Below are 12,980 nucleotides of genomic sequence, written 5' to 3'. Positions count from 1 at the left end.
ATACCGGGGCACGGGCGCCGGCGGCCTCAGCGCCCGACCCGGGCCGCCGGATGCGCGCCGGCCGCCACCAGATCGGCGACCGTCTGACGAGGATCGCCGGTGACGGCTGCCTCGCCGACCAGTACCACGTCCGCCCCCGCAGCGGCGTAGGCGAGCAGATCGTGCGGCCCCCGGATGCCGGACTCGGCGACCGCGAGCACTTCCGGGGGCACCATCGGCGCGAGCCGGGCGAAGGTGCTCCGATCGATCTTCAGCGTGTGCAGGTCGCGGGCGTTCACCCCGACCAGTTGGGCGCCGGCGTCCAGCGCCCGCACCATNTCCGCCTCGTCATGCACCTCGACCAGCGCCGTCATGCCCAGGGACTCGATCCGCTCGCGCAGGCCGACGAGCCGCGGCTGGTCCAGCGCCGCGACGATGAGCAGGACGATGTCCGCCCCGTGCGCCCGGGCCTCGAAGACCTGGTAGGGCGACACGATGAAGTCCTTGCGCAGCAGCGGGACGTCCACCGCGCGACGCACGGCGTCGAGGTCGGCCAGGGAGCCGCTGAAGCGCCGTTGCTCGGTCAGGACACTCACCGCGGCGGCGCCCGCCGCCTCGTACTCGGTGGCGAGGGCAGCGGGGTCGGTGATGGTCGCCAGCTCCCCCTTCGAGGGGGAACGGCGCTTCACCTCGGCAATCACCGAGACCCGGGAGTCCCGGAAGACGGCAAGCGCGTCCTTCGGGTCGGGAACGCGTTCCACCCGCCGCTTGAGATCTGCCAGAGAGGTCTGTTGCTCGCGGGCGGCAAGATCGATCCCGACCCCGTCGAGGATCTCGGTGAGAACGCTCATCGCCCCGCGCTCGCGACTGTCGCGGTCATGCCGCCGATGGTAGGCCAGGCAGGCACGGTGTGCCCGGCCCCCCCCACATGCGGCTACGATCCACGACTCCACATAGTTGACTTTCCCGTGAGGAATCGGGTAGCGGCCCGAACGCACCCATCTTCACGGACGCTGCACTGTCAGCCACTTCGGATCCGCCTGCACCGATCAGCTACGGTCCGCAATCGATCTTGCGTCGTGAGCCCGTTGACAGAGTAACGCGACGAGGCCGGTGAACCACCGTGTGCAGAGGCACCACCGGGTTACCACCTCGATCGTCGGGCGACGACATCACGAGATCCGGGCGGCCGCACGACAGGTTCTCGGGATCGGCGGCCGCAACGCGCCGCGCACACTCGGGACCGCCGCGCCTTCGCCNACCGGAAACACGCATGGCACGCCGCACATGTCCTCGGGCGGACCCGAACCCTCGGGCGGACCCGGGCAGCGCCCCAGGGACGGCGTGGCGGGCTGGCGTCGATCGTCGGCGCCCCCTATACTCGAACATGAGTTCGACACCGAGGAGAGTTCCGATGGACAGCCGCCCCCTCTCGNCCCCCCTCTCGNCCCCCCTCGGCGCCGCCCGGGTGCCCGCGGCGCGCGACGCCCCGGGCGCGCACCGGCGGCCCCGCCTCGAGCCCGAGCTCGCCGAGCAGCTCGACGAGCTGTCCCGCTGCCTGATCCGGATGGACGCCGTCATGATGATGCTCGAAGCCGACCTGGACCGCCGGGCGCTGGCTCTCACGGAGCTGGTCGACCCGTTTCCCGACCTCCCACCCGCGGACCTGGCGCCCGCCGACCCGCTGGCCGACCCGCTGGCCGGTGGCGCTCCCGGTTCCGGCTGGCCGGCCCGCCAAGCCGGGCGTCGCGGAGACGCCAGGTGATCAGGTCGGGTCGTGGCCCCGCTCGATCGCGTCCCAGGCGTCGGCCGGAGTGGCATCGCGGGCCTGGTAGCGGCCGGACATTGCGGGCCATGACCGGCCGCGCAGGACGACGAGGGCGCCGACGAGGATGAGCAGCAGCCCGCCCGCAAACGACAGCCAGGGAGCGATCGTCTGGCTGACGTCATCGATCCGCGCCTGGCCACCGGGCACGAGCTGGCGGACCTGATCGGTCTCGCGCAGCGTCGGGAGTGGATCCCAGCCGATGCGTCCGGCCACGTAGGCGATACCGGCCCCGGCGGCCGCGGTGAGCACACCGATGACCAGCCGCCCGATGCGCCGGGTGGCCACGATCGCCACGGCCGCGGCAAGCCCGACCAGGGCGAGAGCGGTCGCCGTCGATGCGAGCGCCCCGCCGGTCCAGTGCACGGCGAGTGGCGCCGCGACGGCGCCGCCGTCCGCCCCACCGCGGGGCCCGCTCACCCGAGCGGACACCCAGGTCGCACCGCCCGACACGAGCACGACGCCGGCACCGAGCAGACATCCCAGCACCGCGAGGGTGCGTTCCCGGTGGCCGCGTCGCATCGCCTCGGCCGCGTGCACATCGCCTCCGGGACGGTGGCCCGGCGAAGGCGGCTCCGCGGTGCCGGCCCGGTCGCGCGGGGAGGATGGGCGCCCCGCGGGGGGGGACCCTGCGGCCGTCATGACGGCGGTCGCAACGACTCGGCGACCTCGACGGCGCGCAGGACGGCGGCGGCCTTCGCGCGGCTTTCCAGATCCTCGGTGTCGGGATCGGAATCCGCGACGATGCCGGCTCCGGCCTGAACGTAGGCCATACCGTCGCGCATCACTGTGGTGCGGATCGCGATCGCGGTGTCCAGATCACCGCCGAAGTCCAGGTAGCCGACCACGCCCCCGTACAGGCCCCGCCGGGTCGGCTCCAGCTCGTCGATGACCTCCATCGCCCGCACCTTGGGCNCCCCCGAGAGCGTCCCCGCCGGAAACGTCGCGGCCAGCACGTCCACGGCGCTGCGGTCCGGAGCCACCTCACCGATCACCGTGGAGACAATGTGCATGATGTGCGAGAACCGTTCGATGGCCGCGAACTCGACGACCCGGACCGAACCGGGGTTGCAGACCCGCCCGAGGTCGTTGCGGACCAGGTCGACCAGCATCACGTGCTCGGAGCGTTCCTTCGGATCCGCGAGAAGCTCCGCCGCAAGCTCGGCGTCCTGTTCGGGAGTGCCTCCCCGGGGCCGGCTGCCCGCGATGGGGTGCAGCAACGCCCGGCGGCCGGTGACCTTGACGTGCGCCTCCGGGGAGGATCCGACGACGTCGTGGTCGGCGAAACGCAGCAGGTACATATAGGGACTCGGATTCGAGGTCCGCAGCACCCGGTAGACGTCGAGCGCATCCGCGGTCGTCCGCCGTTCGAAGCGCTGCGAGACGACGATCTGGAAGCACTCGCCGGCGCGGATCTCCTCGATGGCCCGCTCGACCGCGGTCTGGAAGGCACCGGGAGGCGTGGCGGAGACGAAGTCGCCGNCCCCCGCGGCGGTGCCCGCCGTGGTCGCCACGGTCGGCTCGTTCCACTTCGCGAGATCGCTGGTCATGGCCTCCAGCCGGGCCACCGCGTCGTCGTAGGCGGCGTCCAGGTCGATCCCGGCCGGGTGTGCGGCGGCGTCCGCGTCCCCACCGGTGGTGCCGGTGGCGCCTGCGTCACCGGCACCATTCCCGCGGCCGGTGAAGACGTTGGCCACCAGCAGGCAGGAACCATCCCGATGGTCCAGCACGGCGAGATCGGTGGTGAGCAGCATGCGCAACTCGGGAAGGCCGAGGTCGTCGACGGCGTGCGCGGGGAGCCGCTCGATGCGGCGCACGATGTCGTAGCCGAGATAGCCGACCAGACCACCCATGAGCGGAGGGGCCTGTGGGCTGTTCGAGGCCTGCAGAGTGCTCTCCACCGCACGCAGGATGTCGAGCGGGTCACCGTCGACCGGCACTCCGGGAGGCGGCGCACCGTCCNCCCACACCGCCTGCCCGTCGCGCTCGGTCAGCGTCGCCGCGGCCCGCACACCGATGAACGAATACCGCGACCACNCCCCGCCATGCTCCGCCGATTCCAGCAGGAACGTCCCGGGGCCGCCGGCGAGCTTGCGGTAGACGCCGACGGGTGTCTCCCCGTCGGCGAGCAGCCGACGGGTGACGGCGACGACCGGATGCGCCGCCGCCGCGGCCCGGAACTCCTCCCGGCCGGGGATGATCTGCCCGGTCGTCATCGGTCCGCGCCGGCCTTGCTCACGCCGGCCCTGTCCACGCCAGCGGGGTCACCGGCGGCACCGGAAACGCTGGCGGCACCGGAAACGCTGGCGGCACCGGAGAGGTCGCGGGGCCGGGCGGTATCCGCGGCCTCGACGGTCACCGTGGGCAGAAGATTGCCGTCGAAGCAGGTCCGCGTGCCCGTGTGGCAGGCCGGGCCCACCTGGTCCACCCGGACGAGGACGGTGTCCCCGTCGCAGTCGAGCGCGACCGACCGCACCCATTGCCGGTGCCCGCTGGTCTCCCCCTTGACCCAGTACTCCGCGCGGCTGCGGCTCCAGTACGTGGCCCGGCCCGTGGTGAGGGTCCGGTGCAGCGCCTCGTCGTCCATCCACCCGAGCATCAGCACCTCGCCGGTGTCGTACTGCTGGGCGACGGCGGGGAACAGGCCCGCGTCGTTGCGGCGCAGCCTACGGGCGATGGCGGGATCCAGAGCGGAAGGGCGAATGGTCACCCCACCATTCTGCTCGCGCCCGGCGCCGCAGCGGTGCNGGGCGANGGGCCGCCCGCCGCTCCCGTCCCGACCCCCGCCGCCCAGGATCGGTGCAGGCGCTGGTACACGCCGCGCATCGCGATCAGATCCCGGCGCGGACCGCGCTGGACGATCCGTCCGGCGTCCACGACGACGACGTCCTGTGCCGCCTCGGCCGTCGGCGCCCCGTCGGCGGACGCGCCTGGTCAGCGCACGGGTACACCCGCGCCGCGCAGCGCCGTCTTCACCTCGCCGATGCGCAGCTGCCCGAAGTGGAACNCGCTCGCCGCGAGCNCCGCGNCCGCGCCCGCGTCGATCGCCGGCGCGAAGTGGGCCAGGTCGCCGGCCCCGCCGCTGGCGATCACCGGGACATCGACCTCGGCACGCACCGCGCAGATCATCTCCAGGTCGTAGCCGTCCCGTGTGCCGTCGGCATCCATCGAGTTGAGCAGGATCTCCCCGGCGCCGAGCTCGACCACCCGCGCCGTCCAGGCCACCGCGTCGATGCCGGTGCCCTTGCGGCCGCCGTGCGTCGTGACCTCGAAGCGCGGACCGTCGGGACCGGGTGGGCGCCGGGCGTCCACCGAGATGACGATGCACTGGTTACCGAACCGGTGGGCGCACTCGCGCACCAGCTCGGGCCGGGCCACCGCCGCCGTGTTGATGCCGACCTTGTCGGCCCCCGCCCGCAGCAGGCGGTTCACGTCGTCGACCGAGCGGACCCCGCCACCCACGGTCAGCGGGATGAACACCTGTTCGGCGGTCCGCCGCACGATGTCATAGGTGGTCTCCCGATCGCCGCTGGACGCGGTGATGTCGAGGAACGTCAGCTCGTCGGCACCCTCGGCGTCGTAGAGGCGCGCCATCTCGACCGGGTCGCCGGCGTCGCGCAGGTCCGTGAAGTTCACGCCCTTCACGACCCGGCCGGCGTCAACGTCGAGGCAGGGAATCACCCGGACCGCGACGCTCATCGACCCACCGCACCCGCACATCCGTTTCCGATATTCCCGATATTCCCGGCAACGGCCAGGGCCTCGGGCAGCGTGAAGGCGCCGGCGTAGAGCGCCTTGCCGATGATCGCGCCCTCCACTCCGGGCACCACGGCGATCGCGGTGAGGTCGTCGAGCGTGGCCACGCCGCCGCTGGCGACCACCGGCCGGCTGGTGGCCGCGGTCACGGAGCGCAGGAGCTCGACGTTCGGCCCGGTGAGCGTGCCGTCTCGGCGCACATCCGTCACCACGTACCGGGCGCAGCCGTCGGCGTCGAGGCGGGCGAGCACATCGAACAGCTCGCCACCGTCCCGCGTCCAGCCCCGGGCCGACAGCGTGGTCCCCCGGACGTCGAGACCGACCGCGATACGGTCACCGACCCGGTCGATGGCCCGGCGGACCCAGTCGGGATCCTCGAGCGCAGCCGTGCCGATGTTGACCCGGGCCGCGCCGGTGGCCAGCGCCGCGTCGAGCGATGCGTCGTCGCGGATGCCGCCGGAGAGCTCGACGGCCACGTCCACCGCGCGTACCACCTCGGCGATGAGCTCCCGATTCGACCCCCGGCCGAAGGCAGCGTCGAGATCGACCAGGTGGATCCACTCGGCGCCGTCGCGCTGCCAGGTCAGCGCCGCCTCCCGCGGGTCGCCGTACGAGGTCTCGGAACCGGCCTCGCCCTGGACGAGTCGGACGGCCCTGCCGTCGGCCACGTCCACGGCGGGCAGCAGAGTAAGCGTCACATCGGCCACCCTACGGTCCAGCGGGGCGCTGGAGCNGCCCTAATTACAGGACATCCGCATTACAGGACATCCGCCCTCGCGTTCACGCTCACTCAGACCAGGGCTCGCTCAGACCAGGCTGCCGAGCCAGTTCGCCAGCAGGTGCGCTCCGGCATCCCCGGACTTCTCCGGGTGGAACTGGGTCGCGGCGAGCGCACCCCGNTCGACGGCGGCGGCGAACGGCTCGCCGTGCTCCCCCACGGTGTCCCCGGCGGCCGGATCGGCCTTCGCCGCGTACGAGTGGACAAAGTAGAACCGCGTGTCCGCGGGCAGTCCGGCGAACAGGATCGATCCGGCGGGCGGCGCCACAGTGTTCCAGCCCATGTGCGGCAGGATGTCGGCGGCGAGCCGGCGGACCTCGCCAGGGATCACGCCGAGCCCGACCGTCCGCNCCCCGTGCTCGTCACCGAGCTCGTACAGCNCCTGCANCCCGACGCAGANCCCGAGCANGGGCCGTCCCGCCGCTACCCGCTCCCGCACCACGGGCGCGGCGCCCACGGCGTCGATGCCTGCCATACAGGCCGCATAGGCGCCCACGCCCGGTACGACCAGGCCCGCCGCGCCGCGGGCCACGTCAAGATCCGCGGTCACCGTCACGTCGGCGCCGACTCGGGCGAGCGCGCGCTCGGCCGACCGCAGGTTTCCCGAGCCGTAGTCCAGGACAACCACCCGGGGACGCCGGCCGGGTCCGTCTCCGCTCACAGCACACCTTTCGTGGAGGGTATCCCGGCGACGCGGGCGTCGAGCGCCACCGCGTCGCGCAGAGCCCGCGCGACCGCCTTGAACTGGGCCTCGACCACGTGATGGGCGTTGCGGCCGGACAGCACCCGCACGTGCAGCGCGAGCCGGGCGGACGCGGTGATCGACTCGAAGATGTGCCGGGTCAGCGTCGTGTCGTAAGTTCCGATCATCCCGACGAGATCCGGTTCGACGTGCACGCAGTACGGCCGGCCGGACAGGTCGACGGCGGCTTGGGCGAGCGCCTCGTCCAGCGGGACGGTGGCATCCCCGAACCGGCGGATACCCGCCTTGTCGCCGAGCGCCTCGCGCAGGGCGGACCCGAAGGCGATCGAGGTGTCCTCGACGGTGTGGTGGGCGTCGATGTGCAGANCCCCCCGGGTACGCACGGTGAGGTCGAACCCGCCGTGCTTGCCGAGCTGGGACAGCATGTGGTCGAAGAACGGGACGCCGGTGTCCGACGAGGAGATTCCCGTCCCGTCGAGGTCGAGCTCGACCAGGACGTCCGACTCCAACGTCTTGCGTTCGATTCGCGCGGTGCGTGCCATCGGGGGCTTCCTCGGTCTCTGTAGATCTCAGGCCGGGCCAGGGGCTCAGGCCGGGCCAGGGGCTCAGGCCGGGCCAGGGGCTCAGGCCGGGCCAGGGGCTCAGGCCGGGCCAGGGGCTCAGGCGGTGGCGAGGCTGATGACACCGTCCGCGCCGATGACGCTGCCGGTGAGAGTTCTGCCCAGCGCCCCGAGAAACGCGTCCACCTCGTTCGGCAGCCCGGCGGTGACCCGCAGCCAGCCGGTCAGACCGACATCGCGGACCAACACTCCCGCGTCCAACAGGCTCTGCCACACCGCCCGCTGATCGGCGAACCGGCCGAAGAACACGAAGTTGGCGTCGCTCGGAGCCAGCCGCAGACCGAGCGCCGGCAACTCCCGGACGATGCGGTCGCGCTGGGCCTTGACCGCCTCCACCGTGCCGAGCAGCTCGTCGGCGTGCGCGAGCGCCGTGCGCGCGACGGCCTGGGTGAAGCTCGACAGGTGGTAGGGCAGCCGCACCAGGTACAGCGAGTCCACCACGGCGGGGTGCGCGGCAAGATAGCCTACCCGGGCACCGGCCAGCGCGAACGCCTTGCTCATTGTCCGGGTGACGACGAGCCGCGGATGACGGGGCAGCAGCGTCAGCGTGCTGGGCACGCCGGCCCGGCGGAACTCGGCGTAGGCCTCGTCGACGACGACCATGCCGCTGCCGGTGGCCTCCACCGCCTCACAGGCGGCGGCGACGACCTCGGGCGGCAGGGCCGTGCCCGTCGGATTGTTCGGTGAGCAGAGGAAGACCAGGGCGGGTCGGTGCCGGGCGATCGCGTCGGTGACCACGGCCGGGGAGAGCGTGAAGTCCTCCGCTCGCTGCCCGGCCACCCACTCGGTGGCGGTGGCCAGCGCGATGAGGCGGTGCATCGAGTAGGACGGCTCGAACCCGAGCGCCACCCGACCGGGCCCGCCGAACGCCTGGAGGAGCTGCTGGAGGATCTCGTTGGAGCCGTTGGCGGCCCAGACCTGACTGGTGTGCACGCCGAAGCCGGCGTCCGGTGTCAGGTAGTAGGCGAGGTCGGCACGCAGCGCCTCGGCGTCCCGGTCGGGATAGCGGTTCGCCTCGGTGGCGGCGAGGGCCGCGGCCTTGCCGATGGCGTCGACCAGCCCGACCGACGGCGGGTGCGGGTTCTCGTTGGTGTTGAGCCGCACCGGCACGTCGAGCTGCGGAGCGCCGTAGGGCGAGAGCCCGCGCAGGCTGTCGCGCAGCGGCAGGCCGTCAGCGTCCCACGGGCGCCACGGCCGGTCCTCGGCACCGCTCCCGGCCGCCTTGAATATCATCGGAGTCGAACCTCCACCGCGTCGACGTGAGCTGTGAGGTCCTCCGCCCCGCCGAGCGCGGCGATACGCGGGGCGACGGCGGCGAGCCCCTCCCGCGTGCACTCGACCACCTGGACCTGACGTTGGAAGGCGGTGACCGCCAGACCGCTGGAATGCCGGGCGGTGCCGCCGGTGGGCAGGACGTGGTTGGACCCGGCCAGGTAGTCGCCGAGCGGGACGGGAGCGTAGTCGCCGACGAAGACCGCTCCGGCGTGGCGCACCCGGGCGGCGACCGCGGCGGCGTCCGCGGTGTGGATCTCCAGATGCTCGGCGGCCCAGCCGTCCGCCACCGCGAGACCCGCGTCGACGTCCGCGACGAGCGCGACCGCCCCCTGGCCGGCGAGCGACTCCGCCACCCGCTCCCGGTGGCGGGTGGCGGGCACCTGCTTGCCGAGCTCGACGTCGACCGCGTCGGCGAGTTCCACCGACGGGGTGATCAGCAGGCAGGCGGCCATCGGGTCGTGCTCGGCCTGGGCGATGAGGTCGGCTGCGACGAAGGCCGGATCCGCGGTGGCGTCGGCGAGGATCGCGACCTCGGTCGGGCCCGCCTCGGCGTCCACCCCGACGACCCCACGCAGCAGGCGCTTGGCCGCCGTGACGTAGACGTTGCCGGGCCCGGTGATCACATCGACCGGCGGGCAGCTCGTGGTCCCGTAGGCGGCCATCGCCACGGCCTGGGCTCCGCCGGCCGCGTAGACCTCCTCGACACCGAGCAGCGCGCAGGCGGCGAGGATCACCGGATGCGGCAGCCCGCCGTTGTCCTTCTGCGGCGGGGNGAAGACCGCGAGCGAGCCGACCCCNGCCTCCTGGGCGGGCACGACGTTCATCACGACGCTGCTGGGGTAGGCGACCCGCCCGCCCGGCACGTACAGGCCGACCCGCTCCACCGGCACCCAGCGCTGCGTCACCGTGGTGCCGGGCGCGACCTCGATCGCCACCGGCTCCCGCAGCTGCGCACGGTGCACCAGCCGAGTCCGGCGGATCGCTTCGGTCAGCGCGTCGCGCACGGCCGGATCCAGGACATCCGCGGCGGCGGCGAGAACCTGGGCGGGCACCCGCAGGCTCGGCGGGCGGACCCCGTCGAACCGCTCCGCGGCGGCGAGGACGGCCGCGTCGCCGCGGTCCCGCACGTCCGCACAGACCGGCCGGACCGCATCGACGGCGACGTCGACGTCGACGTCGGCCCGCGNCAGTAGCCGTCGGATCTCGGCTGCGGCAGGCACCGCGCCACGCAGATCAAGCCTTCTGAGCACGACAAGAGATTAGCTGGCCTCGGCGGGACCGGTAGAATCGTGTGTCCGCCGCAGGTGCGACGCTGGTTGCGTGTCCCCTCCACATACCCTGTCAGGACCGGATCACCCGGGCCGGGCGCCGGGTCCGGCCGAATCCGGCGAGTCGTTGGCGACCCTGCTGGCGGGCTACCGGGTGCATGCCCGGGCGCCTCGCGCGGCGGTGGCGGCGCTGACCGAGCAGCCACGCACCCTGCGCCAGCTGGTCCAGAGTTCGGGCCTGCCCCGACGGAGCGTGGAGGAGATCCTCGCCAGCCTCGGCGACGATCTGCGGACCGGCCCCGACGGGCGTCACGTGCTGCGCCCCGCGTCGATCGACCGCTACCGCGGCCTGATCCGCTATGACGNGCTGAGCGGACAGACTCCGCTCGATCCCCTCGCCGCCGTGATCACCCGCCACGGTCCGCTGGTCACGACCATGCATGATCTCATCGCTGCCGCGCCCCGACCGCGGGCCGACCTCGACCACGTACCCGCGACGGCGACGACCGTCGTGCGCCGGGCCGTCTGGCTGCGGACGCGTTACGACCTGCGCGGCGCGCATCTGCTGTGCATAGGTGATCATGATCTCACCTCGCTGGCGGCGGTCTCGTTGATCGACGGGCTCACCGTGACCGTCGTCGACATCGACGACGAGCTGCTCGCCTACCTGGACAGCTCGGCCCGGTCGTTGGACGTCCGGCTGCGGTGCCTCTACGCCGACCTGCGCTTCGGCCTGCCGCCGGCGGTGGTGGGCACAGCCGATCTGGCATTCACCGATCCGCCCTACACCCCGGAGGGCGTGGCGCTGTTCACCGGGCGCGGCGCGCAGGGTCTCGCGGACCGCGAACATGGTCGCGTCCTGCTGGCCTACGGGTTCAGCGACCGGGTACCGACGCTGGGTTGGAAGGTGCAGCGGGCACTGATCGATCAGGGCTTCGTGTTCGAGGCCATCTGGCCAGGCTTCCACGTCTACGAGGGCGCGGAGGCGGTGGGCGCCAGAGCCGACATGTACGTCTGCCAGCCGACCCCGGCCACCTGGAAGCAGCTGGACCGCTCGGCCACGGCGGCCACAACCGCGACGGCCGCCATCTACACCCGGGGCCGGCAGTCCACGCAGAGTCGGCCGACGCGCCTGACCGCCCCGGTCCTCGACGCGGTGGCCGCCTTCCTCGCCACCGGCCCGGCGGGTCGCGCCGTGTTCGTTGGCGAGCGGCGGGNGGNCGACGCGGTCCACGTGCGTCTCGCGACCGTGTTCGACCGGGGGCTGCCCGCGTTCGCCTCGACCGGCCCCGGCTCCTCGACCGGCCCCGGCGCCTCAACCGAGGACGGAACGGTCAGCGTGGCCACCGACCTGTCGGACGATCCGGGCCCCTGGCTGACCAGGCTCCTCCTGGCGGTCAACGCGGACCGGCTCGCCGTCGTCGTCTCCTCCGATCATCCCGATCTGGGCGTCCGCCGCCGGCGGGCCCAGGATGACCCGCTGCGGCAGCTGCGGGCGAAGTGGACCGCCACCCCCGCCCGGGACCTCGGGGACCTGCGGCTCGTGACGTTCACGGCCGTCGGCCCGGCGGCGCTCGCCCCCGCCGACCGGCTCGCCCGGNGGCTGCTGGACCGCCCGCATGGCAAGATCGGCAACGTCTGGCGGGACGGGCTCATCCGGATCGTCCGGGAGGATTCGGGGCGCACGCTCTCCCAGCGCGACGCCCGGGCCGCCGTGACCCGGGCCGCGCGCGATCCCGACCTGCTGGCCGCCCGACTGATCGATCTTCCCCGGCACGCCCTCGAGGGAATCCTCGCCGCGGTGTCGTCCGGCGACACGCTGCCGGCCGAGCCGGTGAGACCGGGCTGGATCCGGCAAAATGGGCAGACGCTGCGAAACGAGTAGATATTGACGGAATCGGAGCTGGCGACGGCGGAATCGCGGTGGCACCCGCGGGGCCGGCGGCCGGACGCGCCCGGCGCCGCCTACTGTCATGCTATGGCGACGCTTGCAGGCAACGGCTCCCGAGCACACGCATCAGACCTGCAGCGGTATCCCGATCCCGCCGGCGCCCGGGTACTGGTGGTCGAGGACGACGACGGCCTCGGTACCCAGCTCGTGCGCGGTCTGGACCGGGCCGGCTACACCGCCGACCGGGTGCGGACCGGGGAGGCCGCGCTCGCCCGGGTCGAGGGCGTGTCCCCGCCCGACCTCGTGCTCCTGGACCTGGGGCTGCCCGACATCGACGGCGCGGAGGTGTGCCGGCGCATCCGCGAGCGCGGGGACACCCCCGTGATCGTGGTGACGGCTCGGGGGGACGAGGCGGACCGGGTCGAGGCCTTGGACCTCGGTTCCGACGACTACCTGGTCAAACCATTCGGATTCGCCGAACTGCTGGCCCGGATACGGGCGGTGCGGCGGCGCGCCGCCCGGGCCACCGGTGAGAGCTCCGACGTGGTCCGGCACGGACCGCTCGTCCTCGACCGGCGCAGCCGGCGGATCTCCGTCGACGGCCGTCCGGTCCAGGTGACGGCGCGGGAGTACGNTCTGCTGGCCTTCCTGGCCCGCGATCCCGGCCGGGTCCGGACCCGACGGGAGATCTTCACCGCTGTCTGGGGCGACTGGTTCGGCTCATCGAAGGTCCTCGACGTACACATCGGCGCGATCCGCCGCAAGCTCGGGATTCCCGAACTGATCGAAACGGTGTACGGGGTCGGCTTCCGCCTGGGCGGGCCGCCGACACCCGGCGCCGATCCGACCCCCGGTGACCGGAGCGCGCCACCCCTCGGCCGATGA

At 73.1% G+C, this 12,980-nt stretch carries 12 protein-coding genes; 2 read left to right on the top strand and 10 right to left on the bottom strand.

What is annotated here, in order from left to right; translation table 11 throughout:
• Positions 1 to 26: 26 nt before the first annotated feature.
• From trpC to hisD, 10 genes are all read right to left on the bottom strand, one after another.
• Positions 27 to 830 carry an indole-3-glycerol phosphate synthase TrpC gene (gene trpC, locus CED_RS09710; protein ID WP_035909971.1) on the bottom strand — a complete coding sequence of 268 codons (804 nt, stop codon included), beginning with the start codon at positions 828 to 830 and terminating at the stop codon, positions 27 to 29.
• A 914-nt stretch (positions 831 to 1,744) separates the two neighbouring features.
• Entirely contained in the window at positions 1,745 to 2,326 is a 582-nt protein-coding gene (locus CED_RS09700) for a Trp biosynthesis-associated membrane protein (RefSeq protein ID WP_108913279.1), read from the bottom strand.
• 116 nt (positions 2,327 to 2,442) lie between these two features.
• Positions 2,443 to 4,020, bottom strand: a complete 1,578-nt coding sequence (locus tag CED_RS09695; RefSeq protein ID WP_035909968.1) for an anthranilate synthase component I — start codon at positions 4,018 to 4,020, stop codon at positions 2,443 to 2,445.
• Entirely contained in the window at positions 4,017 to 4,514 is a 498-nt protein-coding gene (hisI, locus tag CED_RS09690; protein WP_011437406.1) for a phosphoribosyl-AMP cyclohydrolase, read from the bottom strand. The genes CED_RS09695 and hisI overlap by 4 nt, the downstream gene beginning before the upstream one ends.
• 224 nt (positions 4,515 to 4,738) lie before the next feature.
• On the bottom strand, positions 4,739 to 5,503 hold the full coding sequence (gene hisF, locus CED_RS09685) for an imidazole glycerol phosphate synthase subunit HisF (RefSeq protein WP_035909967.1): 765 nt from the start codon (positions 5,501 to 5,503) through the stop codon (positions 4,739 to 4,741).
• Positions 5,500 to 6,258, bottom strand: coding sequence for a bifunctional 1-(5-phosphoribosyl)-5-((5-phosphoribosylamino)methylideneamino)imidazole-4-carboxamide isomerase/phosphoribosylanthranilate isomerase PriA (priA, locus tag CED_RS09680; RefSeq protein ID WP_011437408.1), 759 nt, complete (start codon positions 6,256 to 6,258; stop codon positions 5,500 to 5,502). Before priA ends, hisF begins: the two co-directional genes overlap by 4 nt.
• A gap of 108 nt (positions 6,259 to 6,366) precedes the next feature.
• Positions 6,367 to 6,999, bottom strand: a complete 633-nt coding sequence (gene hisH / locus CED_RS09675) for an imidazole glycerol phosphate synthase subunit HisH (protein WP_035909966.1) — start codon at positions 6,997 to 6,999, stop codon at positions 6,367 to 6,369.
• Positions 6,996 to 7,583 (bottom strand): imidazoleglycerol-phosphate dehydratase HisB, encoded by a 588-nt coding sequence (gene hisB, locus CED_RS09670; RefSeq protein WP_035732088.1) that lies wholly within the window; start codon positions 7,581 to 7,583, stop codon positions 6,996 to 6,998. The genes hisH and hisB overlap by 4 nt, the downstream gene beginning before the upstream one ends.
• Positions 7,584 to 7,700: 117 nt before the next feature.
• Positions 7,701 to 8,894, bottom strand: a complete 1,194-nt coding sequence (locus tag CED_RS09665; protein ID WP_011437411.1) for a histidinol-phosphate transaminase — start codon at positions 8,892 to 8,894, stop codon at positions 7,701 to 7,703.
• A complete protein-coding gene (gene hisD / locus CED_RS09660; protein WP_035909965.1) occupies positions 8,891 to 10,186 on the bottom strand; it encodes a histidinol dehydrogenase in 1,296 nt (431 codons plus the stop codon). The genes CED_RS09665 and hisD overlap by 4 nt, the downstream gene beginning before the upstream one ends.
• Positions 10,187 to 10,256: 70 nt before the next feature.
• Between hisD and CED_RS09655 the strand changes: the two genes are divergently transcribed.
• Both CED_RS09655 and CED_RS09650 read left to right on the top strand, forming a co-directional pair.
• On the top strand, positions 10,257 to 12,089 hold the full coding sequence (locus CED_RS09655) for a bis-aminopropyl spermidine synthase family protein (RefSeq protein ID WP_051868742.1): 1,833 nt from the start codon (positions 10,257 to 10,259) through the stop codon (positions 12,087 to 12,089).
• Positions 12,090 to 12,182: 93 nt separating this feature from the next.
• The gene (locus tag CED_RS09650) at positions 12,183 to 12,980 is read left to right on the top strand and encodes a response regulator transcription factor (RefSeq protein ID WP_035909964.1); all 798 of its coding nucleotides are present in this window, start codon (positions 12,183 to 12,185) and stop codon (positions 12,978 to 12,980) included.

This window comes from Frankia sp. CeD (assembly GCF_000732115.1).
Lineage (GTDB): Bacteria > Actinomycetota > Actinomycetes > Frankiales > Frankiaceae > Frankia > Frankia casuarinae.
Note: the sequence above shows the minus strand (reverse complement) of the source record. Positions and strands in the feature narration are given on the sequence as shown.

Excerpts from the sequence above, each read along its gene's own strand:
- CED_RS09700 (WP_108913279.1), bottom strand. The coding sequence starts at position 2,326 with ATGCGACGCGGCCACCGGGAACGCACCCTCGCGGTGCTGGGATGTCTG.
- CED_RS09665 (WP_011437411.1), bottom strand. The coding sequence starts at position 8,894 with ATGATATTCAAGGCGGCCGGGAGCGGTGCCGAGGACCGGCCGTGGCGC.